We start from the raw sequence: 22,170 nt of genomic DNA, 5'->3' as shown, positions 1-22,170 counted from the left end.
CGAAAGCTGAAATCCTCTGGATTCCCTCTTTCGGGGCTGTCGATTTACTTAACTCACCCTACACTATGGAAGGAATGAGCAGTTCCGTCATCCCCGCGAACGCGGGGATCCAGCAACGCGATCGCACAAACCTCCGACTTCCACTGGATTCCCGCTTTCGCGGGAATGACGTTGTAGGACAGCAGCACAAACTTGGAGGTTTTGAGGCGTCCGCACCAGTTAAAGCGACAGCCCCATTCGCGGGAATGACGGTCGTCTTCACCCTTCGCCAACTGTCAACGGTCAGGCCCCGCCCGACCGGTCAAATTCGCTCTTCTCGTCCTTCAGCTGCGCGATAATATGGTTTGCATTCTCCAGCCGCTCGCTCAACACATGGATCACGTTCAACAGCAGCTTCACCGCCACCGCCTTGTCCAGGATCTCATTGATCTGCCGTTCATCCAGCGTGAACAGCTTCACATCCTCCCGCGCCGCCGCCGTCGCCGATCGCGGTCGCTGATTCAGCACCGCCATCTCCCCGAACGCATCCCCCACCTTGCAATGCGCGATCAGGCGCTTCTTCTTGTAGATCGCCACCTTCCCGCTCAGGATCACGAACAGGTTGCTCCCCAGCATCCCCTCGTGAAACACCGTCTGCCCCTCCCGGAAATGGATGATCTTCCCGCAATGCAGGATGTAATCCACCTCCTCCACCGTCAAACCGTTGAAAATTCGGATCCTCGACGCGTAATGCTGAAGTTTTTCCGGCGCAGCCATCGTTTCACTCCTCAACCCGTTTCCCGAAGCCCCAACGCCCTGCCCTATCCTATCCTTATAGCACAAAGACCCGCCCCGCGCCAGCAGTTTCTTTAAACCTGTAAGCACGAAGACAACGGGCGAGACCCCGTTCCCACCCTGCTCTCGATTCAGGAACCACCGTGCTCCCGCGAGGATCGCGACGGCTCGGAGAATTCCAGCCGGTGCTCCCGACCTCCAGGAAAGCGCGCGGTTACATGCAACTCGCCGCCAAGCGCGCGGACCACCGACTGCAAGGTGCTCAGCAGGAGATCCTCCCGCCGCTCCAGTTTCGAGATGGCCGCCTGCCGGACATTCAAATCCTGTGCAAGCGCTTCCTGAGATACCCCCAAGACCTTTCGAAGCGCGCCCAGGCGCAAGGGCGGCGGCGCCGTATACCCACCGGAAATCAGCAGGGAAACCAAGCGCCCATACGCCGCCTCCACCTCCTGATAGACCTCGTCGGCGCCCTCGCCGAAGGCGTGGTCCACCCCGCTCGAAATGCCGAATCCGTGATCCGCATGCCATTGAACTACAACATGGTGGTCGTGGAGCACGATATCGGCATACCAGACGCCCGCCGGATCCGCCGGGTCGTCCAGCGCAATGCGCGCCTCCGGAAAGCGGCCGGAAAGCAGCCTGGTCAGTTCCCGCAGCCGATCGGGCGCCGGCAGCGCGCTGTTCAACTCATTCACGACTTCCATAATCCCAATCCGTCCACGCCCGGCTTCTGAAGTATTACGTCACCCGCCGGAATCGTCTGAATTTCGATTGCGCCATTGTCACCGATATACAGGTAGTGCGCGCGGCTGCGAAGACACGTAACACGCTCATTGCTGCGCCCGGGGCGCAGGCTGTCCAGCTGCGGGGGGTACAACCGCCCGTCACTCTGCCAGCGCTCCGGCGCATAGGGAATACCGCTGAACGCGTCTTCCACCGCATTCAAGGTCGTGCAAACCAGCGCATACGCGCCTTCAAAAGAATCCGCTGGCGGCGCAACCCGGAGCCATTCGAGAAAACGCTCAAACCGCTCCCGCTTCGTAAGAATCAACCCGCCGCTCCTCACAAGCCCGCCAAATCGAGCGCGCCACCCGCACCGCGACTTCAACGATCTCCTACACCCCAAATATAACTTGTATGGAATATTCTGTCAAGTCGCCCAATTCTTCTCCCTTTCCGCCTGCGGCGGACGTGCCGCACCTTCACCCTTCACCCTAAAGCCCATCCACAATCCCGTCCCCGTCCGCATCCGGAAACGGCAGCACGAATATCTGCAACAGATCCGTCCCGTCATACGCCTTCACCAGGTTCCCTTCTTCATCCTTCGTCGGGACCGGCTTGTTAAAGGCGAGCATCGTCCCGTCCTGCGCGCTGGTCAGCTTGAGCCGTTCCGGCGCGTCGCCCTGCGGCGTGAGAAACACCGACCGCCCGAACAGCGGGCCCTCCTGCACGCACGTCGCCACGATCCCGTTGTTGCTGATGCTGAACACCGTGTTCCCCGACGGGTGCCAGCGCAGGCCGTCCGCCGAACCCTCGGGCAGGAACGTCGCCTGGCGCGGCCGCTTCGCCGGATCCTCCGACTGATCCGACCCGTCCGAAGGAATCACGAACACCTGGGTCGTGCCGTCCGGCGCCTTCGCGAAATAGGCCACCCGCGACCCATCGAAGCTGCCGCGCACCGTGCCATCCGCCCACGTATGCGTCAGCCGCCGGATCCGCGTGCCTTCCGGCGGCCCGGGATACCGCGTCGCGCTCCCGGAATCCGCCGTGGTGATGTCCACGTCCGCCGGGATGTCGATGATGAACAGCGAATTCTCGTACGTCTCCCCGTCCGCGTTCCGCACGGTCCCCACGAACGCCCGCATCAGCCCTTCGCGCCCCACCCACGAGTCCTTCGACGCATGCTCCAGCTCCCCCGGCTTCGCCGCGCCCAGCGGCACGATCGGAACCAGGTTCGCGAAATAATGCGTCGCCCCACCCGGCGCGTCCGGATGCGGCGCCATATAGCCCACGGTCCGATCGTACTCCGGCATGAGAAAATCGTTGTACGTAAACCCGATCCGCTTCCCGTCCAGCGTGTACTCGTGCCGGTGCGTGCCCCCGCGGTGCGCCCCCGGGAGCGTGTCCCGGTCCGCCGCGATGTCCCGGTGGTCCAGCCAGTGCATCTCATAGCCCCCGCGCGCCGCCGCCGGGCTCGATCCATCCGTCCGTACGCAGGCGCCCTGCCGGTTGGGCTTGCCGTAGGGACCCCGCGAGTCGAGCTGGTCCACCGGCGGCCCGTGAATAAACGCCACTTCGTTCGCCGCGCCGGAAAAGGACACCGCGCCCACGCCCGGCGCGGGCCGCTCGCCAGTGACCGAGACCACCGGCTTGTACAGCAGCGTCTCCACGCCCGTCGCCACCTCCACGAGCTCGATCGACTGCCCGTTGTCGATCCCCGGGCCCACCATGTTCCGCGTGTCGTAACACAGAAAGCGCCCGTCCGGCGAAAAGTTGTCGTTGTTGTCCAGATCGTGGTTCTTCGGCGTGAAGGTGATCTGTTTTTCCTGCGCGGCGGATCCAAGCGTTGCGGTGAGGGATGCGGCTAGCATGAGTGCGGTCCATTTCATGGTCTTCTCTCCTGGTCGGGGCGCCCGCGATCGGGCGGCGGGAAGCACCACGATAGCCCACCCCAACCGGGGGAGTCCAGCGAAGCCCGCGGGGCAATCGCATTGCAACGGGTGACGGCGGCTTGGAGACATACAGGCTGCGAATCGTGGGAAAATGTCGCGCCGCTGGAGCGCCGGCATCTCTGCCGGCACGGTCAGGGATTCGGCGGAGGCCGAGCGCGTTCAGCGCGCGAATTTCCGCCATTTCGGAAGCCGCACCAGCTGGATCTCGTAGACCATCCGCTCCGTCTCCTCGGGACCGAAGGCCCGCGCCTCGCCGATCTGCGCGCGGCGCGCCGGATCGATCACCTCGGTCCACGCCACGGTGTACAACCGCTCGTCCGCGCCGATCACCAGGCTCTCCGTGAAGAACGGACGCCGGTCCTCCGGGCCGATCACCAGTCCGTGGTTCTTCATCGTTCCCGCCGCAATGTCGTAGGTCAGCAGCCACAGGCCCGACTGCACCTCGGGACGCCCCGGCACGGTCACGGCCGGCCCGTTCGCCAGGTAGAGGATCGTGTTGTTGTCGGGCGCCAGCACAAAACCCAGCTGGCTGATCTCCGGATTCCGCGGCATGCCCTTATAGGCGTCGTGCCGGAAATCGCACAGCGCGCGCAGGTACTCCTGATCGGGCACAAACTCGAACAGCGCCGTCGTCTCCCACTGCACCCCGAAGAAGCTCTCCGTCGCCGGGTTCCACTCCACCACCCGCCAGTTGTACTGGAAATTCCCCTTCAGCGTCTCCTTCGCCGACTGCGAAAAGGTCAGCTGTTTTAGATCGAGGCCCTCGATGTACGACAGCGGACGCGGGCGCTTGTCCGGCTCGAAGCGCCAGATCCGCCCGTCCATCGTCGATCCGTAGAGGTTCCCGTTCGGCTCCAGCGCCAGTGTCCGGCATACGCGGTCCCACTCCTCCGGGTGGTGGCCCCATTCGCCCCGGCCCTGCACCGCGCCCCACGAATGCAGCGCGCCCGCCTTCAGGTCATACGAGACCAGCAGCGCCGACGGCCACGTCAGCCCGTACAGCACCTCCCGCTTCGGGTCCAGCAGGCACGTGATGATCCCCTCGTCCGGCAGCACGCGCGCCAGCGTCTCGAAGTCTCCCGACGCCAGGTCGTACGACATGAAGAGCCCCCCCTGGTACAGCGGCTTTCCCCCCGCGTCATAGCCCGGCAGGCCATCCTGGTAGAACGACAGGTGCGTCGCAAAATACAGCTTGCCCCCGTGCTCGTAGAACGGCACATGGATCTTCCCCTGCGATATCTCCCGCGTCGCGTCCTCCCCCGCCGGCGCGTCCATCGCCGCGATCGTCGTCATCGTCTCCGTCTTTGGATCGAAGCGGTAAAACCGGCAGGCATAGTCCGTGTTGTGCGTGTCGATCGAAAAATAAAGGTTCCCGTCCGACGCCGACACCAGCGAGTGGTAATTGCTGTCCCCATGCAAAAAATCGGGCTGGAAAAACGCGCACGGAATTCGGTCCCGCACCGACGCCAGCGGCACGCTGTGCTTTTCCACCACCGCCGGCCCCGCCCAGACCGGTATCGCCGTAAACAACAACACAAGAAGCGTGGCTACACGTTTCATGGCAACGATCCTCCCGAGGTTTCCACCCTATTGAAGCACAGCACCCGCAAGGAAACAAAGACAAAAGGTAAAACTTTAGCCGTATGAAGTAGTCGCCCTCGTCGCACCCAACGGTGGCGGCTCTCGGTGATCGAGCACCGTCATCCCCACGAAAGTGGGGATCCAGAGACCATGCAACGTTAACCTCGCAAACCCTCTGGATTCCCGCCTTCGCGGGAATGACGAATACATCCTTTGTAAGTAAGGATTCTCGTATCGGCGAACGCCCTACTTCAGACGGCTAAAGTGTTACGACAAAAGTAACACGTTGGCGAAAAGACGGAGCGAGCATGGAGCCCCCCGGGCCGGCGGAAATTTCGCCACCAGCCCGGGGGCGCGGATCAGTGGTGCGAGAAGCAGCGCTCGAGGCTGAAGACCATGGTGGCGCCGGCTTCGTTGCAGGCCGTGATGGCGTCGTAGTCGTTGACGCTGCCGCCCGGCTGCACGATGGCGCGGATGCCGGCGGCGGTGACGGCGTCGACGGCGTCGCGGAAGGGGAAGAAACCGTCGGAGGACATCACGGCGCCGTCGAGCGTCTCGTCGCCCTGGTATTTCTGGCCGGCCTTGATAATCGCCTGCTGCACGGCCCCGACGCGGTCCTGTTCGCCGGTGCCGACGGCCAGGGTCTGGCCGTTCTTCGCGATGACGACGCCGTTGCTGCGGACATGGATGTTAACGTACCAGGCGAAGAGGAGGTCGTCGAGTTCGCGTTCGGTGGGCTGGCGCGCGATGTCGATACGGCCCTTTTTCGCGTGCTCGTTGTAGGCCGGGACGAGGTCGGCGGCGGTCTTGACGCGCGAGAGGTAGGGCTGCGCCAGGACGATGCTGCCGTCGTCGAAGATCTTCATCTCGTAGCCGCGCGCGGCCTCGTCGATGTACTTGGGCAGCGTCGAGAACTCGGGGACCCGGATGACCCGGATCTCCTTGTTGCGCTTGAAGCGGTCGAAGTCGTTCAGGGCGGCCAGGGCGCCCTCGGTGAAGGACGGCGCGGCGACCCCTTCCACGATCGTCTCCATGATGGCGGCGGCCGTGGCTTCGTCCACTTCGGTGTTGAAGACTACGACGCTGCCGAAGGCGGCCTGGGCGTCGGCGTCGCGCGCGCGCTCGTACACGGTGACCAGGGACTGGCCATCGACCTGAATGGCCACGCCGCTGGGATTGCAGTGTTTCATCACGGCGCAGGCGGGGCGCTGCATGTACTTGAGGATGCCGATGGCGTGCTGCATGTCTTCCAGGTTGGTCTGGGAGAGGCCGCTCTTGCCGGTCTTGAGGATTTCGTAGCGCCCGAGCACGAGGCTCTGGCCATCGGCGGGGCGGTAGAAGGCGGCGGGCTGGTGCGGGTTGGTGCCGTAGCGGAGGTTTTCCACCTTTTCATACGCGCGCCCGAGGAGTTCGAAGGCATCGGGGAATTCGCCCTCGGTGCGCGTGCGGTACATCTGCTTGAGATCCTGATCGGCCATGGGAATGCTCCTTTGGTGTCGGTCAAACCAGAAGGGCGCATCCTTCCCGCGCCCTTCCAGGCCCAGGCGAGCGGCGGCACAACATGCAACGCGGCCCGTTTCCTCGTGGTTGATTCCACGCCAAGTCGCCAGTCACGGCGCCGCGATTGAAGGGAGGGTATTGTGCCACAGGGGCGCGGCGGGGATAAAGGCGCGGGGGGCCAGGGCAATCGCATTTAGACTCGATCTCGGTAAATGGGCGTAATATTGAGTCGATTCGGAACCTTGAATCAACGTAACATTTTAGCCGCCTGAAGCAGCAACACGCGGAAACAGCACGAACGGACCGTTGATAACGAGGAAGCGCGGCAAAGGATCGCGGGAATTCTTGCCTGCGGCAACGTGAGCCCACCTCCAAAAGTTCCCCTCACCCCGGCAAAACCACCTCGCAAGGAAAGTGGCACAGCTCCACGACGCGCCGGAGGCGGGCGTCCCGGCTGTGTTCAGCGCCGAAAGGCGCAAATGTAGGATAGGCGTCCCGCCTGTCCAATGCGCCGAAAGGCGCAAAGGATCGCGGACATCCATGTCCGCGGCAGGACGAGCGCGAGAGATATCGTGATCGACGTGTATGTGAAGAGGCGCGGGTCCACAATGCTTTCCGCTCCTGGGGACGCCGGGATTCCATTCCAAACCTCCTACGTCATTCTATTTCCCGAGCTTCCGTTGCCGCGAAATGTACGCGATCCGGCTATTCACGCCCGTCTTGACCGAGAATCGCCTCCAAGGCGTTGGGTGCTTCATTCCGCTGAAGTGTTACGAATGTTCATTCGTGTCCATTCGTGTGAATTCGTGGTTCTCTCTCTTCAACCAGACATAAAGCCTGCGCCAATTCAGCTGCGTTATCGCGCCTACGCGTGAATACCACTCCTTCTCGAACTTCTTCTCTTCGTGGTCTTCGTGCCCTTCGTGGTGATCATTATCTTTGGTTGCGGGCAGAGGCTGCCCTGCGTTATCCGTGGGCAAATAATGCGGTCCACGGGAGGCGCTGCTTCAGGCGACCAAAATGTTACGAATCAACGAAAGTGAGCGTTTTGGAGCGCCGGCATCGGTGCCGGCAAGGTCCGGGATTCGCCGCAGGCGAAATTCCAGCGCTCCAACACGCGCCCTTTTACCATTGAAGGTGGTTCATATGGCCCTCGGCTCGGGTTGGAAGTTCAAATGCGATCGCCCTGGCGGGGGGCCGGGCGCTACCGGACGACGCCGAGGAGGGTGTCGAGCATGCGATCCGTCACGGTGATGACGCGGGCGGAGGCGTCGAAGGCCTTCTGCACCTGGATGAGCGTGGTCACTTCCTCGTCCAGGTTGACCCCGGAGACTTCCTGGCGGCGGAGGTTGAGGTCGTTGATAACCGAGATCTGGGTCTGGCGGCGATCCAGGTTGGCGCGGGCCTCGATGCCCAGCTGCACGACCGTGGATTCGTAGAAGTCGTTGAGCGACTCCGTGCCGCCGGAGAGGAACTGCCGGTTGCGCAGGGCCGCCATCTCGAGCGCGATGTCGTTGTCCCCGGTTTCGAGGAGGTTGGGGCTGTCGCCGGAGCTGAGCAGCGCGGGGTTGTCGACCAGGTGCTGGCTCACGCGCATGTTTCGGGCGCTGTTGCCGGTGAACAGGCCGTTGGTCCCCGTGGCGGCGAGGTAATTGCTCGTGTCGTTGGCAAAGGTGAAGGTGAAGCCCGCGTTGGGCGTGATTTCGAGGATGCCGTTGGTGATGGTGGCCGTGGCGTTGGCGGATCCGTTGATCGCGGCGGCGACATCGTTGAGCGAGGTCGCGCCCGCGGTGATGGGCACGGTCACCGTCTCGGCGAGAGCGCCCGTGTTGTCGTAGAGCAGCAAGTCGAAGGCGCCGTCTTGCACGGGGAAGGGCAGGCCGGCCGCGTTCAGGGGCAGCGCGGGATCGGTGACGGCGTTGGTCGATTCGATGGGGCCGTCAAGATAGCGCAGGCCGTTGCCGCGGCTGTGGATGGCGTTGATCCCCTCGATGAATCCGGCGGCCAGGCGATCATTGCGCTCGACGAGCCCCTGCAGCACGACATCGCGCTGGCGGAAGGCGCCCGCCAGCTCCCCGTCGGTGACGGTTACAAGGGTTCCCGTGTTCGCGAAGCGCACCTGCAGGAAATCGGGCCGGTTCGGATCGAAGGTCCCGCTGGGAAAGGTCTCCAGCGCGCGGAAGCTTCGCCCAACCACGAGCTGCTCGCCGTTGATGAGCACGTCGACCTGGCCGTCCTCCCGTTCGCGGTAGTCGATGGCGATGTAGCCCGCGAGCTGGTCGAGAAGCACATCGCGATCGTCGCGCAGGTCGTTCGCCTGGCTGCCGCCGGTTTCGAGCGTGCGGATAGCGAAGTTGAGGTCCGCGATCTGTTGCGCGGTGGAATTGATGGCCGGGACGAGCGCGCGCACGTCCTCGTTGGCCGCCGTGCGGAGGTCTTCCAGGTTGCGCGCAAACTCGCGAAAGGTCGACGCCAGGGATTCGGCCTGCGTGATCGTGGCGACGCGGGTCGGGATGTCCTCGACGTTGTTCGCGAAGTCGTTGAGCGCGTTGAAGAAGGCGTTGATCTGCGCCGAGAAGCCTTCCTCGCTGGGTTCGCGGAAGAGATCCTCCACGCGGGAGAAGAACTGCGCCTGGAGCGACGCATTCTCCCGGGTGGCCACCTGGTCGCGGTAGGTAATATCGAGGAAGGGGTCGCGGAGCCGCTCGACGCCGGCGATGTAGGGCCCGCGCCCGAGGAAGCCGTAGCTCCGCTCCAGCGGGAAGCGCGTGGAGACCATCGCGCGCTGCCGGGAGAAGCCGGGCTTGCTGGCCGAGGCGATATTGTGGCCGACCACGTCCAGCTGGATCTGGGCGGTGTTGAGGCCCGCGCGGCCGATGTCGAGACTGCTGAAAAGGGTGCCCACGGCGTACTCCCGGTTCCGGATGTTCGGTGCATTGCCTGGGACAGAGCAATGTACGTTCCAAGTATCGGCGCGGACGCGCGAGGGCTTAACCTGGGGGTTCACGGCGGGCGCGGCCCCATATATAGCGCCGCCACGCGGCAGCTTCTACCGCATACAGGGCAAATTCTGCCGGTTGCCCCGACCGCTAAAGCGGCCGCCGAATTCTGCCGATAAACCCATCAGCGAACACAATTGAAGGCGGTTCCAACGGCGGCGCGCGGGTTCTACGCCCGGCGCGCCGCGCCGCACGCGGCATGGAGGCCCGGCGGCGGAATCGCAAGCATGGAGAAGGCACAATGGTCGGAATCACAGGTATCGGAGGCGTCAACGAGCTGCACGGCGTGCGGCCCGCCAGGACGTCCCGGGATCTGCCGGTTGGTGACCGCCCCGAAACGACCGGCACGGATGCCCTGAGCATCAGCGAAGCGGCGAAGGATGCCGCGGAAGTCGCGCGGTATGTCCGCGAGTCCGCCAAAGAATCCGAGATTCGCGAGGCGCAGGTGGAGGCGGCGAAGCAGCGCCTGAACGAAGGCCGCCAGCGCGTCGAGGAAGTCCTGAACGAAGTCGCCGAAGCGCTGTTGAACTACCTCTAATCCACCGTCCAATCGGTCTGGCGCGCACCCCCCACGCGGGGTGCGCTTTTGTTGTTTGGGCGCGTCAGCCTTATGAAAACGCGCCCGTTCTGTATCGTAATGCCGCGATACAACGGCGAGAGCGCGCAAGGCTGGGAGCGCAGGCGTCCCCGCCTGCTGCCATGCACCGGAGGTGCATGGAGGGTTTGCGATACCGGTACACTTGATTGGGGAAGAAGCATGGACCCGCCTACCACCCAGGGCAATCGCATTTAAACTTCCAACTCGAGCCGGGGGCCATATAAGCCACCTTCAATGTGAAAAAGGGCGCGTGTTGGAGCGCTGGCATTTCGCCTGCGGCGAATCCCCGACCTTGCCGGCAGAGATGCCGGCGCTCCAAAACGCTCACTTTCGTTGTTTCAAGGTTCCGAATCGACTCAAGGTTACGCCCCTTATGCCGAGATCGAGTTTTAATGCGATTGCCCTGGGCTACCACCACCAATCAAATTCGCGTCTTCGACCCGCGCTCCCATTGGTTCGCACTTCCGTTGCAACGCGGGTTTGTGTGGCACAGGGGCCAGACCTGACTTCATTCCGCGAAAGTCTTTCGCTTCTGGGCGCGGCGCGTCTTGCTTCTGGGGTATTGACGGCTGGGCGCGCGTGTGCTACGTTGCCTGTATGGCAGTTTTCGGCAATGCGGCGTGCCGTACGGAACACTCCGGTCGTTCTCTACGTGGCGCGGACTTCCCGATAGAGGCGGCGCAGGAATTCGAACATGAGAACAATCACGACAATCCGAATAGCCGCTTCGTCGCAGATTCTGTTTCTCGCTTCGCTGGCGCACGCCGATCAGCTCCAGGTCGAGTTGGTGGAGTTGGCGACGAAAGTCCGCATGCGCGTCGTCACACCTTCGGAGGCGGCCCCCAGGTACGTGGAACTCTCGGAGCGCTACAATGCGCCCGAGGACTTGGGGCGCATTTACGCGGCGCTGGCGGATGTGTACTGCCAGAACGGGCTTCCGGATCCACAATCGGCCGTGGAGTATGCGGAGGCGGCCCTCGAGTATCCGTTGGAACCCCTGATGCGAATGGAGGTGTACATGGATCTTGGCGGGGCGATGTTCAAGCTCAAACGAGAACGCGTAGAACCAGAAGACGGCGGGCCGCCGTGCGAGGATATCGTCCCGTATCTGAGGGCGCTACGCGTAGCGCTTGAGGAGGAGGTTCCCGATGCGCTCCCGGAGATTCCCCGGCCACTCAGTATCACCGGGTTTGTGCCGGAGAGCGATCCGATTCATGAAGAAAATGAAAGACGGAAAGCCGCCTGGCAATCTCGGGAGACTACAAAGAAGTTGATGGATATGCGGCAAATGGTTGAAAGGAAGATCTTCCTTAACTATCTTCGCCCACCGTGTGAGAACGAGGATTTTCGGGAATTGGCGGAGGAAATCCTGCAGGACGACCGTGCGGTTGGCAGGCTTATGGCGCGTTATGCAATCGCGAAAGAAGAGTTCGAGGGCCGGCCAATCGAAGGGCCGTCTGTGCTGTATCCCACCATGCCGCCCGAGGGTCGTGAAAAGGCGGGGCTTGGGCCCATATGCAAATAAACTGGAGCCGGATAATCCTCTGACGGTCGGCTAGATTCGCGTTTGCCGGGGCTTGCACGATGTCTCTTGGTGTTAGTGAAGTAGTATGTCAGTACTCATAGAGCAACATTTCAATAGGCCGGGCAATGCACGGAATCTGTACCCCCTCAAAAGCCCACGGAGGCAATTCCAATGATGCGTTGTCGAGTTTATTCAATCTTGCTCCTGATATTGTCGATTAATTTCAACTGCGCACCGGATGTAGATAGCGCCCAATATGCTGCCGAGGTCCGGGAGACCGCCGTAATCCGAATGGCTGCCGAGCAAGGAGATGCGGCTGCACAGCTCAAACTCGGCGACCGCTACGCCAAGGGTGTCGGGGCGCCGGTGGATTTGGAACAGGCATTTTTCTGGTTCCGCCAGGCCGCTGAACAGGGCAACGCGCTCGCGCAATTCGTGCTTGGTAGAAGCTACGCTTACGGCCATGGCGTGCCGAAGGACCTTGGGCAGGCGATCGTTTGGTTCCGCAAGGCCGCCGAGCAGGGAAATGCGGACGCCCAATCCAGACTGGGCGAAATCTACGTGGATTGTGAGAGCCTGTACTCCGACTGTGGTGGCGTGCCGAAGGACATTGCGGAGGCCGCGAAGTGGTTTCGGAAAGCCGCCAACCAGGGGGACGCCTTGGCGATGGCCTACCTCGGACACTTGTACGAGGAAGGCGAAGGTATACCGAGGGATCTTATTGCGGCGTATCAGTGGTATGACCTGGCTGGAAAACATGGATGGGATTTGGGAGATCGTAGAGATGCGGTTGCAAAGAAAATGACGTCAGAGGAGCTGGCGGAGGCGCAGGCCCGGCTGTCTTCAAATGGACCGCAACGAATACTTGATCCGAAGTAAGTCAACCCCGGCCGGGACGTACCCCCGCACTGCGGCGTGAAGCGTTGACGCATGGGGCGCCAGTGGACGCGAGGGCGCCTGCTGCAACGTCTGGCGCCGGTGCGCGGGTACGTCCCTTGGCGCCGCCAAGGGACGGGTGCGCGCCGGCCACCTCGAACCCGCGCACACAGACCGGCGTCCCGCGCAGGAGACCACCGCCCTTTCCGAACACCGCCGGTGCGCGCGCCTGTCCCGGTCGGGGTATGGCGCCGCCAAGGGACGGGTGCGCGCCGGCCACCTCGACCCCGCGCACATAGACCGGCGTCCCGCGCATGAGACCGCCGCCCTTCCCGAACACCGCCGGTGCGCGCGCCTGTCCCGGTCGGGGTAGCGGCGGGAGGCATGATTGTGGTGGTTTTGGCGTGTCGGTCCCTGGGGGATTGCCACGGACAAGCCCGCAAGGGCTTGCCCGTGGCACACCTGGGGCAGTTGACAGTTGACAGTTGGCAGTAGAGGCGGATGCGGTTGGGGTTGCTCAGACAAGAATGTCTGAGTACCTGGATTTCTCGTGTGAGAGTGCTGGGGACTCTTACGTCGCTATGAACGCGGACGGGCCGCGGCTATTGTTGCCGCGGCCCGTTTTTTGTGGGGTCTGTTGGACTTGCCGGGACGATCAGCCCGTGGGGACGGGGACGGGGCCGACGGGGTAGGCGCGGTTGAAGTCGAGGATGTCGGGCACGATGCTCAGGTCTTCGTTGAGCGCCTGCTCGTACGTGTATTCCTTGCCGGTGTAGGCGGACATGCGGCCCATGATGGCGGTCATGGTGCTTTCGGCGCACTGGACGCCTTCGTTGATGTAGGGGGCTTCGCCGCGGATGGCGGCGACGAGGTTGATGTGCTCCTGGACGTAGGGGTCGCGGCCTTCTTCGCCCATGTCGCGGCAGGTGCTGCCGCCCTGGGTCCCGACGACGAACTCGGAGACGTTGGAGGCGCTGCCGTGGGGCCAGTGGCGGGACATGCTGAGCATGTGCACGCCGTTGGGGTATTCGTAGTCGCAGGTGAAGCTGTCCCAGAGGTCGCCGTAGACTTCGGGGTTGGGCTCGGTCTGTTTCCAGGCGCGCCCGCCGGAGGCGACGACCTTGGCGGGCGGGCCGCCCATGACCCAGTTGATGATGTCGAGGTTGTGGACGTGCTGCTCGACGATGTTATCGCCGCAGACCCAGCAGTGGGCGTACCAGTTGCGCAGGCGGTCTTCCAGGTCGGACCATTCGGGCTGGCGCGTCTTTGTGAAGGGCAGGGTGCCGTTCCAGTAGGCGCGCGCGGCGACGATCTCGCCGACGGCGCCGTCCCGGATCTTCTTGATGGTGTCGACGTAGGGCTGCTGGTGGCGCCGCTGGGTGCCGGTGACGATGCAGAGCTTCATCTCCTCGGCTTTCTTGGAGGCGGCGATGAACCGGCGGATGCCAACGGGGTCCACGGCGACGGGCTTCTCGGTGAAGATGTGCTTGCCCGCGGCGACGGCGGCTTCGATCTGCTCCGGGCGGCAGTAGGGCGTGGTCGCGTGGATGACGATGTCGATGTCGGTCTTGAGGAGCGCCTTGTAGGCGTCGACCCCGGCGAACAGCATGTCGGGGGCGACGTCGCACTTGGAGGAGATCTCCGGCTTGCCGTGGCCCTTGATCTTGCCCAGGGAGCCCTGGAGGTTGTTCTCGAAGATATCCGCCATGGCGACGAGCTTGACGTTCTCGTTGCCGTCGAGGAAGTTGATCGCCGCGCCCGTCCCGCGGCCGCCGCACCCGATGAGGCCCGCCTTGAGCGTGCCGCTGTTGGTTTCGGCGACCCCGGATCGCGCGCTGAGGATGGCGAAGCCGGCGGCGGCTGCCGAGGCCTTCGCGAAGTTCCGGCGGGAGATGCCCGCGTGGCGTTGTTCTGACATGAATGCTCTCCTGTTTGATGGGTTGGAAATCGCGTGACTGGCGCGCCGCAGCGCAGGGCCCGCGCGGTGCAGTCCCCGACAGCATAGCATACCGGGGCGGGAATTCAAGTGTTGGAGGCTTCAGGCTGGAGGCTTTAGGCTGTAGGCTGTAGGCTGTAGGCTGTAGGCTTTAGGGTGCAGGGACGGGAGGGACTTACGGCCCGGCGCCTTGGCGGGCCTGGGGGCGGGGTGGACTATTCCGGGGTGTCCGTGGCGTCGGCGGTGTCGGGGATGCCGATGGCGTCGGGTCCGGGGATGCCGGGCAGCTGGATGTGGGCGAGGCGTCCGCGGAAGGTCTTGACGACGGCGGCGATATCGGGGTCTTCGAGGACCTCGCGCGCGTCGACGGGGTTGACGGCGGGATAGATGGGGAGTTCGCCCTGGGCCGGGGCCTTGGCGGCGGGGGCGGCTTCCCGGGGGGCGGCCTCGAATTCGACGCGGACGGACTCCAGGGTGCTGGTGCACGCGCGGAGGACCTCGCCGAGGGCGTCGAGATTCCTCTTCTCGCGGAGAAAGCCGGACGCGGTGTCGCCCTTTTCGGCGTAGACCACGGTCAGTTCGGCGCCATCGATTGCGCGGGGCGTCGTCTGGCTGAACCAGATGCCGAGGTTGAGGTCGCGCAGGTTGACCTCTTCCAGGATGGCGGTCCAGGCGCGCTGGAGGTTCTCCGGGGTGACCGAGATGCGCCGTGTTGTTGCCGGTGCCGCGGGCGCTGGTTCAGCCGGCCCGGCCTGCGGAGGGTTTGGCGGGCTGGGGTCGGGCCGCTTCGGGGCCGGGGTCGCGGGGGGCGCCTCGATTTCGGCCGGGACCGCGCCCGCGCCAAGCCCGCCCTGGCCCAGGGCCACGAGCTTTTCGAGGACGGTGTCGATGGACACCTCCACGCCGACCTTGGAGATGCGGATAAGCAGGGCTTCCAGGGCGATGCGCTGGGCGATCTGGGAATCGAAGCGGTTGGCCAGTTCGGCGAATTGCTCCACGAGCTGGATGAGGTGCGTGAGCGAGACGCGGGCCGCGCGGGCCTGGAGCGCTTCAAGCTCTTCCTCGGGGAGGTGGAGCAGTTCCTTGACGTTGGCCGTCTTGCAGACGAGGAGGTTGCGGAAGTAGCGCAGGAGCTCCTGGATGAACTGGGAGAGGTCCTTGCCGGCGGCGGTGACGCGCTCGACGAGGAGGAGCTGCGCGGTGACGTCCTTCGCAAGGATGGCGTCGCACAGGTCGTGCATGATCTGCCAGTCAACCAGGCCGAGGACGTCGGAAACGTCCTGGAAGGTGATTTCACCCTCGCAGTAGGTGATGAGCTCGTCGAGGATACTCTCGGAATCGCGGACACCGCCCTCGGCCGCGCGCGCGATGGCGTTGAGCGCCTCGTCGGTGGCCTGGAGGCCTTCCTTGTCGAGGATGCCGCGCAGCAGCGCCATCAGCTTCGGCACGGGCACGCGCCGGAAGTCGTAGCGCTGGCAGCGCGAGACGACCGTGGCGGGGATCTTGTGGGCCTCGGTCGTGGCCAGCACGAAGATGGCGTGGGGCGGCGGCTCTTCGAGGGTCTTCAGCAGCGCATTGAAGGCGCCCGTGGAGAGCTGGTGCACCTCGTCAATGATGTAGACCTTATAGCGCGCGTTCGTGGGCACCATGCGGATGTTGTCGCGCAATTCGCGGATATCGTCCACGCCGTTGTTGGACGCGCCGTCGATCTCGATGACATCGAGGTTGTTGCCCGCGCCGATCGAAGTGCAGTTGCTGCACTGGCCGCAGGGCTCGGGCGTGGGCTTGTCGCTCTCCAGGCAGTTGAGGGCCTTGGCGAGGATGCGCGCCGTGGTCGTCTTGCCGATGCCGCGCGAGCCGATGAAGAGGAAGGCGTGGTGGATGCGCCCGGAGCTGATCGCGTTCTTCAGCGTCCGCGTGATGTGCTCCTGGCCCACAACGCTGTCGAAGGCCTGGGGGCGCCACTTCCGGGCAAGCACCAGGTATTGGTTGTCTGCCATGCAAGCCTCCGCGCTGGCGCCGCGCCGGCGGCGCGGGAACAAGCGGCGGTGCAAAGGGTGATGGCGGCCAGGCGCCCCTACAGCACACGCATGAGAAGACTACGGCTGCTTCCGTCAGGACCTGACCGGGTTCGCCAACCATACGTTGAGTAGGACCCAACCGCCACCACCATTTACACCGCCGGATATCGCGCACCCGCGCCGATAGGGCTGGGGCGCGCGCCGGTCCACGCATACAGTGGGGACAATTCGGAAGAGCGTAGCACATGGCGGGAAAATGAGTCAAACGGCCCGCGGGCGGGCTTGGCGAGCGGGGGCGCTTTGCGCTATCATGACGCCTTGGGGACCGGGCCGCCGGCAACCCCACACGATGAACACGCGGCCGCTGGCCCGGCCGGCTTTCTCGCCATATTGCGGGGCGTCCGGGCGCGCCGGGGGCCGATCCGAAGGAGCCATTCCATGACACACATTCCCGGGGCGGGCGCTTCCCGCCGTGATTTCATGCGCCATTCCGGCGCGGCGGCCGTGGCCGCGGCCACGTTCCACGTCGCCTCCAGCGCGCGGGCGGCCGCGGGCGACAGCGAGGCGGAGGTGCTCAAGGTCGGCATTATCGGCTGCGGCGGGCGCGGGCGCGGCGCCATCCGCGAGGCGCTGCTGGCCGATCCGAACACGAAGCTGGTCGCCATGGCCGACACCTTCGCCGACCGCATCGACGACGTGCACAAGCGGCTTCAGGCCGCCGGCAGCGGCGTGGAAAACCAGGTCGCCGTGGACGAGGCCCACAAGTTCGCCGGATTCGACGGCTACAAGGACGTCATCGCGCTGTGCGATGTCGTCGTGCTGGCGGCGCCGCCCGCCTTCCGCCCCGAGCACCTGCGCGCGGCGGTGGAAAAGGGCTGCCACGTCTTCTGCGAAAAGCCCATCGCCGTCGACCCGACCGGCGTGCGCTCCGTGCGCGAAACCTGCAAGCTCGCCGAGCAGAAGGGCCTCTCGATCGTCTCCGGCCTGTGCTACCGCTATGAAAACGCCAAGCGCGACACCATCGGGCGCATCCAGGACGGCGCCGTCGGCCGGATCCTCACCATGCAGACCACCTACAACACCGGCGCACTCTGGTTCCATGATCGCCAGCCCGACTGGACCGATATGGAGTTCCAGGTGCGCAACTGGCTCTACCACGACTGGCTCTCCGGCGACCACATCAACGAGCAGCACATCCACAGCCTCGACAAGATCGGCTGGGTCATGGGCAACGTCTACCCCGTGAAAGCCACCTCCAGCGGCGGGCGCGCCGTCCGCACCGACGAGAAGTTCGGCAATATCTTCGACCACTTCAACACGGTCTACGAATGGGCCGACGGCACGAAGTGCTTCAGCAGCTGCCGCCAGTGGGCCAGCACCAGCACCGACGTGTCCGACTGGATCTACGGGACCGAGGGCGTCGCCGAGCTCCAGAGCCACACGATTAAATCCGCCAAACTCGGCGAGTGGAAGCACGAAAAGGCGCCCGACGACAACATGTACCAGAACGAGCACAACGCCCTCTTCGCGAGCATCCGCCAGGGCGAGCCCATCAACGACGGCCAGTACATGTGCGACAGCACGCTCATGGCCATCATGGGGCGCCTCTCCGCCTACACCGGCAAAACCCTCACCTGGGACGAGGTGTCCAACTCGCAGCTCGACCTGCTGCCCAGGCTCGAATGGGGCCCCCTCGCCGTCCGGCCCATCGCCCGCCCCGGCGAGACCGAATTCGTCTGACGCGCACACACACCGCCCGACACCCATCCGCCCCCGCGCCGCCAACCCCGGCCCGGGGGCGGATTATTTTTGCGGGCGGACTCAGACATTCCCGCCAAGACGCACCCTCGGCCTGTCCGCGAAAAACGTAGGATAGGCGTCCCTGCTGTCCCCTGCGCCAAAGGCGGAAAGGATCGCGGACATTCCGCGCAGCGAACGCCCCCATTCGGACAGCGCCTGCCCGTTCTTCCGGAGCCCCGGGCTTCCCGGCCTAATCACGAACAAAGCCGGTCCGCGAGCGGGCTTCTTCGCTTGACCTCCCGGCCAATCTGATGTAGGGTTGATTCAACACAATTTCAACGCGGGCATTCGACCGAAATCCCACAAGTACTAACCACGCAAGTCTCGCGCCCGGAACAGCGATTCGGTCAGACAGGACCGTGTGGAAACAGTTGGCCGCTGAATTGGATAGCCATGCCTATACCGGAAACCAACCAACGAGTACGGCGTGTAATCGCGCTTAACGTTATGTTCTCGCTTCTTTCGATCATTCCCGCGTTCTTCTGGGCGGCATGCTGGCATGCGGTTCTCTATACTTTCCTCGCCTACGAGTATCCGATTCGTTATGATCTGGAAAACCCCCTTCCATATCTTCTCTATAGTCTGGGAGTATTCAGCGGTATTTTTGTGGTTGTGTATTTCTGGGGTTTGTCTCGCGAATTCTGTAGGCCTTACCTGCAAGAAAGCCGGCCAACAGTGCATTCGGCCAAAACAATTGCCAAACCGCAGACCCCGATCGCGCACCCTTGGAAGAGCCCAGCCGGTCGGCTGAAGCGCCTCGAGCGAGATGCAAGGGAAGACCCCGTGGAATTCGCATTTGAAAGCACACGTTACCCGCTCTTTCTCGCGCCGCTACTGGCACACGCACTCCTATACGGGTATCTCGTCTTGGGATTCTGGTCGCCCGGAGAATTCCCTTAAGCGAATCAACAACGCAATGCGCAGGGGTCAGCCCGCCGCCGCGACGCGCGGCAACGCTGAACCAACGGCCATTACACCCGCGCCGATTCGGACAGCGCCCGCCCCTCCGCCTACTCCTCGCGCACCTCGAAGCGGTCCGGGCTCAGTTGGAGCGCGACGATACGGTCGGGCAGGGCGATGGCGAGTGTCGTCTGTTCCTTCTTGCGCTCGTGCTTGAACTCCACCGGGGCGTCGTCGAAGGTCATCAGCGTGATGAACTCCTGGCGCGCGGCCTTTTTGGTGGTCGCGGCGGTCAGGTGCACCTCGTCGAGGTCGAAATTGGCCCACTCATGCGGCGGCGTGTCGTATTCCTTCGTCTGCGAGATGGCGAGCTTCGGCGGGTGGATGAATTCCACGTCGACGCTGCCCTGTTCGCCTTCCCAGAACACGCCGCCCTCGTCGATCGTGAACGATCCCGTGGCGTGCAGGAGCCACTGGTAGTCCGACGGCTCCCGCGCCTCCAGCACGTCGTGGATCACGGCGGCGTGCGGCTTCAGGAAGAAGATCCGGCGCGTCCAGCGGTCGAGCGATTCGTAGGAAGCGCCGGCCTCGCCCACAACGACATCGAGGGTCTTCGAGGTCTGGAAATGCGCAATATGTCCGCGCGCGGCGGCGGAATGCGCCCCAGTTTCCAGCCCGCGCCACGTTTCCTCCAATCCCATTTTGGGACAAATCGCGCGTATCGCCCAGGCAAATCCAGAAAAACCGGATCGGGAATTCACCCTGGTTTCATCGCAGGCTCCGCCGAATATTTATCTTGACAATACGGTCGATCTAAGTTATCCTTTCAAAAGGACGGCAGCACAGTGTACACGAGAAACAAAGTCTCGCGCTATACAGTGATATAAGTGAGTGGCTATGTCGGCTTGCTCTCACACGGGCAAATTCAATACCTCTTCTCACCCCAAGCAGACGAACTAACTTGACCTCTTGAAGCGATGAATCCCCAGCAACGGAGATGTGCCTCAGATTCCATGTATTTTGGACATCTGGCTTGTAGATTAGTAAACCTGTCGTGGTGTGTATCTTTAACTACTTTCAAAGGTATAAATTATGGAGTTCTCAAATATACCTAGAGGAACAAAAAAGCGGATAGTAATCCATTTCTGCTATGGTATCTCCCTCGTTGTAATCGCAATTTCAGGATTCACCGGTTTGACAACATCGGAAAACCGATTGAGTGAAAAGGCTGTTGGCAACTTAGAGCGCCTTCGAGGAGGCGAAACCGGATGCGGGGAGTGTATCGACTCTGGCGGACTCATCCACCCGGAAAAAGTTCAAGCTGAATGCGATCATGCGAACATGAATCCATTAACGCTGTGCGACGCAACGAAATGCCTCCTAAACATCGAACTCTACGCCAGATGTCCCGTGGAAGAGCAAACCAATCCGGTTCCATGCGTCTTGCGCCAAGATTCCTCCAAGATAATGACGTACCAGATTCAGTACGAAGGTTCATTTACTGGATGCGACCCTGCTGTTGTATCCTTTAACGATCCACTGTGGTGCAACGCTTACGCGATTGAATATAAATGTCTACGAGCGAACTGCGATGGCGGTAGCTATGTTACTGTTGAAACTCAACTGGGCAGAGTGGTCTGCGGTTAAAGAGGGGGCGCGCCAAAATTCAACGACATTCTCATCTATGCGGTCTATTGGGGAGACGCGCCTGGGTCTCAGCAGTCCATTCTAAGGTGGCGGCGATAAAGACCCGCGTTGTTTCTCCATAATTCCCTGCGGATGCGGAGAAAGAATTCTCTTGAAGTGAAAGTGCTCGAGCAATGGAGCGTTCTGGACCGAACCATATCTTGTCACGAGGCTCCTCTTCAATTGGCAACGGCAACGAGGATTTGGTGTTTGAAATCCGGAGGCACAAATCATGCGCAATTCGACAAGGTTTCACGTTCAATTGACAGGCTTAATTCTGGCGGGAGTCGCTCTACAGGCCGGCGCAGGTGAGCCCCACCGTCCGAGTGACATTCTCCCGCAACTTCGCGACTTTGATTCCGCCTATACGAGTTCCGTGAGCGTTTCCGGAACGGATCAAAGACTTTCAACACGAGTCAGTCCGGAACTGGAGCGAACCTGGCAATTCTCTGCGGGAAATGGGTATGTGGCGGTTGTGAGCAGAGCCCGGGAATTCCCCGCGCATGTTGGCGATGCCAGGGAATGGATGGCCTATGTAGGCACCACAACCCTTGTAACGGAAGTTCTGGCAACCATTGTGGAAATAAAGGCAGACCCGAATAGTACCGCAGCGAGAGCAGACGACATACCCCTGGACAAACAGCAGGCAATCGTTTCCATTCAGAGCGGGGACAGCCAGGCATTTTCCGAGCCGGTGAAAAGGGTGCTATGGTCCATGGGCAGGGGGTTCGCATCCCACATCGACGCGGTAGAGTCGGTCTCCGAAGTCGGCGAAGGAACGCTCGATGTCCGTGGGAGCGGAAGGGGGCTGTTAGATTCCCAGATCGGATGGTGGCGCTTGACCATAGAGCCCGAAAAGCACTGGATGGTAAGGAGCGCATCCTTCTACCAGAGCGCGGAGGATGAACGTGCCGGGATCGCGTTCCTGCACATGGAGAACCATGGCGCGCGCGTCACAGAGGGCCGCTTCATTCCGGAATGGGGCCGCTGGCGGACCCCTTCCATGAAAGAAGGTGAGTCGGTGACGATAACGTTTGAGACGATCGCGCCATCGGAGAACGCCGAACTTCTCCGGCAGGCTTTGGAGCATTCCTATGGCCCGTACGCCCGACAAACGACGCTGATCGACCACCGAAACCCGTCAATCCCTCTAGTTATGGAACTCGGGATTGGAGAGCGGATGCCGGACTATGTGACGCCCGAATTGCAATTGGAACGTTCGGCGGCCAACTGAGCATTTGAAGATGAGTCGATTCAGACTCGGAGATGGAATAAAAGTGCGACATGGGTGTAGTAAATATC

At 62.7% G+C, this 22,170-nt stretch carries 16 protein-coding genes and 1 other RNA gene; 6 read left to right on the top strand and 11 right to left on the bottom strand.

The features are described from left to right. Positions 1-282: 282 nt before the first annotated feature. From KF886_17785 to flgK, 7 genes are all read right to left on the bottom strand, one after another. Positions 283-756, bottom strand: coding sequence for a cyclic nucleotide-binding domain-containing protein (locus tag KF886_17785; protein ID MBX3179209.1), 474 nt, complete (start codon positions 754-756; stop codon positions 283-285). 149 nt (positions 757-905) lie between these two features. After that, positions 906-1,478 (bottom strand): helix-turn-helix domain-containing protein, encoded by a 573-nt coding sequence (locus KF886_17780; GenBank protein MBX3179208.1) that lies wholly within the window; start codon positions 1,476-1,478, stop codon positions 906-908. Continuing rightward, complete coding sequence (locus KF886_17775; protein ID MBX3179207.1) at positions 1,466-1,825, bottom strand: hypothetical protein; 360 nt, start codon at positions 1,823-1,825, stop codon at positions 1,466-1,468. Before KF886_17775 ends, KF886_17780 begins: the two co-directional genes overlap by 13 nt. A 163-nt stretch (positions 1,826-1,988) precedes the next feature. Then, positions 1,989-3,383: a DUF3748 domain-containing protein gene (locus KF886_17770; GenBank protein MBX3179206.1), complete on the bottom strand. Its 1,395-nt coding sequence runs from the start codon at positions 3,381-3,383 to the stop codon at positions 1,989-1,991. A 222-nt stretch (positions 3,384-3,605) separates the two neighbouring features. Continuing rightward, positions 3,606-5,006 carry a hypothetical protein gene (locus KF886_17765; GenBank protein MBX3179205.1) on the bottom strand — a complete coding sequence of 467 codons (1,401 nt, stop codon included), beginning with the start codon at positions 5,004-5,006 and terminating at the stop codon, positions 3,606-3,608. 380 nt (positions 5,007-5,386) lie between these two features. Next, entirely contained in the window at positions 5,387-6,505 is a 1,119-nt protein-coding gene (locus KF886_17760) for an IMP cyclohydrolase (protein ID MBX3179204.1), read from the bottom strand. 1,226 nt (positions 6,506-7,731) lie between these two features. Beyond that, a complete protein-coding gene (gene flgK / locus KF886_17755) occupies positions 7,732-9,432 on the bottom strand; it encodes a flagellar hook-associated protein FlgK (protein MBX3179203.1) in 1,701 nt (566 codons plus the stop codon). 335 nt (positions 9,433-9,767) lie between these two features. Between flgK and KF886_17750 the strand changes: the two genes are divergently transcribed. From KF886_17750 to KF886_17740, 3 genes are all read left to right on the top strand, one after another. Further along, complete coding sequence (locus KF886_17750; protein ID MBX3179202.1) at positions 9,768-10,064, top strand: flagellar biosynthesis anti-sigma factor FlgM; 297 nt, start codon at positions 9,768-9,770, stop codon at positions 10,062-10,064. A gap of 871 nt (positions 10,065-10,935) precedes the next feature. Then, complete coding sequence (locus tag KF886_17745; GenBank protein ID MBX3179201.1) at positions 10,936-11,649, top strand: hypothetical protein; 714 nt, start codon at positions 10,936-10,938, stop codon at positions 11,647-11,649. A 291-nt stretch (positions 11,650-11,940) separates the two neighbouring features. After that, on the top strand, positions 11,941-12,528 hold the full coding sequence (locus KF886_17740; GenBank protein MBX3179200.1) for a sel1 repeat family protein: 588 nt from the start codon (positions 11,941-11,943) through the stop codon (positions 12,526-12,528). Positions 12,529-13,180: 652 nt separating this feature from the next. On the opposite strand, the gene KF886_17735 is transcribed toward KF886_17740, so the two are convergent. The 3 genes from KF886_17735 to ffs all read right to left on the bottom strand — a co-directional run bounded on the left by KF886_17735 (position 13,181) and on the right by ffs (position 16,623). Continuing rightward, positions 13,181-14,443: a Gfo/Idh/MocA family oxidoreductase gene (locus KF886_17735; protein ID MBX3179199.1), complete on the bottom strand. Its 1,263-nt coding sequence runs from the start codon at positions 14,441-14,443 to the stop codon at positions 13,181-13,183. A gap of 233 nt (positions 14,444-14,676) precedes the next feature. Beyond that, positions 14,677-16,461: a DNA polymerase III subunit gamma/tau gene (gene dnaX / locus KF886_17730; GenBank protein ID MBX3179198.1), complete on the bottom strand. Its 1,785-nt coding sequence runs from the start codon at positions 16,459-16,461 to the stop codon at positions 14,677-14,679. A gap of 62 nt (positions 16,462-16,523) precedes the next feature. Continuing rightward, positions 16,524-16,623: signal recognition particle sRNA small type (gene ffs / locus KF886_17725), an RNA gene on the bottom strand. A gap of 297 nt (positions 16,624-16,920) precedes the next feature. Here ffs and KF886_17720 point away from each other — a divergent pair. Together KF886_17720 and KF886_17715 are read left to right on the top strand one after the other, a co-directional pair. After that, positions 16,921-18,222, top strand: coding sequence for a Gfo/Idh/MocA family oxidoreductase (locus KF886_17720; GenBank protein MBX3179197.1), 1,302 nt, complete (start codon positions 16,921-16,923; stop codon positions 18,220-18,222). A 453-nt stretch (positions 18,223-18,675) separates the two neighbouring features. Next, complete coding sequence (locus tag KF886_17715) at positions 18,676-19,182, top strand: hypothetical protein (GenBank protein ID MBX3179196.1); 507 nt, start codon at positions 18,676-18,678, stop codon at positions 19,180-19,182. Positions 19,183-19,292: 110 nt separating this feature from the next. On the opposite strand, the gene KF886_17710 is transcribed toward KF886_17715, so the two are convergent. Continuing rightward, positions 19,293-19,883, bottom strand: a complete 591-nt coding sequence (locus KF886_17710) for a hypothetical protein (protein MBX3179195.1) — start codon at positions 19,881-19,883, stop codon at positions 19,293-19,295. Positions 19,884-21,100: 1,217 nt separating this feature from the next. On the opposite strand from KF886_17710, the gene KF886_17705 reads away from it, so the two are divergent. Continuing rightward, complete coding sequence (locus KF886_17705; protein ID MBX3179194.1) at positions 21,101-22,102, top strand: hypothetical protein; 1,002 nt, start codon at positions 21,101-21,103, stop codon at positions 22,100-22,102. Positions 22,103-22,170 lie beyond the last annotated feature (68 nt).

Source organism: Candidatus Hydrogenedentota bacterium (assembly GCA_019637335.1).
Taxonomy (GTDB): domain Bacteria; phylum Hydrogenedentota; class Hydrogenedentia; order Hydrogenedentales; family JAEUWI01; genus JAEUWI01.
The sequence above is the reverse complement of the archived record's forward strand: the minus strand, read 5'-3'. Positions and strand labels throughout refer to the sequence as shown.

Excerpts from the sequence above, each read along its gene's own strand:
- KF886_17785 (MBX3179209.1), bottom strand. The coding sequence starts at position 756 with ATGGCTGCGCCGGAAAAACTTCAGCATTACGCGTCGAGGATCCGAATT.
- KF886_17780 (MBX3179208.1), bottom strand. The coding sequence starts at position 1,478 with ATGGAAGTCGTGAATGAGTTGAACAGCGCGCTGCCGGCGCCCGATCGG.
- KF886_17770 (MBX3179206.1), bottom strand. The coding sequence starts at position 3,383 with ATGAAATGGACCGCACTCATGCTAGCCGCATCCCTCACCGCAACGCTT.
- KF886_17765 (MBX3179205.1), bottom strand. The coding sequence starts at position 5,006 with ATGAAACGTGTAGCCACGCTTCTTGTGTTGTTGTTTACGGCGATACCG.
- KF886_17760 (MBX3179204.1), bottom strand. The coding sequence starts at position 6,505 with ATGGCCGATCAGGATCTCAAGCAGATGTACCGCACGCGCACCGAGGGC.
- KF886_17750 (MBX3179202.1), top strand. The coding sequence starts at position 9,768 with ATGGTCGGAATCACAGGTATCGGAGGCGTCAACGAGCTGCACGGCGTG.
- KF886_17745 (MBX3179201.1), top strand. The coding sequence starts at position 10,936 with ATGCGCGTCGTCACACCTTCGGAGGCGGCCCCCAGGTACGTGGAACTC.
- KF886_17740 (MBX3179200.1), top strand. The coding sequence starts at position 11,941 with ATGGCTGCCGAGCAAGGAGATGCGGCTGCACAGCTCAAACTCGGCGAC.
- KF886_17735 (MBX3179199.1), bottom strand. The coding sequence starts at position 14,443 with ATGTCAGAACAACGCCACGCGGGCATCTCCCGCCGGAACTTCGCGAAG.
- dnaX (MBX3179198.1), bottom strand. The coding sequence starts at position 16,461 with ATGGCAGACAACCAATACCTGGTGCTTGCCCGGAAGTGGCGCCCCCAG.
- KF886_17720 (MBX3179197.1), top strand. The coding sequence starts at position 16,921 with ATGACACACATTCCCGGGGCGGGCGCTTCCCGCCGTGATTTCATGCGC.
- KF886_17715 (MBX3179196.1), top strand. The coding sequence starts at position 18,676 with ATGCCTATACCGGAAACCAACCAACGAGTACGGCGTGTAATCGCGCTT.
- KF886_17710 (MBX3179195.1), bottom strand. The coding sequence starts at position 19,883 with ATGGGATTGGAGGAAACGTGGCGCGGGCTGGAAACTGGGGCGCATTCC.
- KF886_17705 (MBX3179194.1), top strand. The coding sequence starts at position 21,101 with ATGCGCAATTCGACAAGGTTTCACGTTCAATTGACAGGCTTAATTCTG.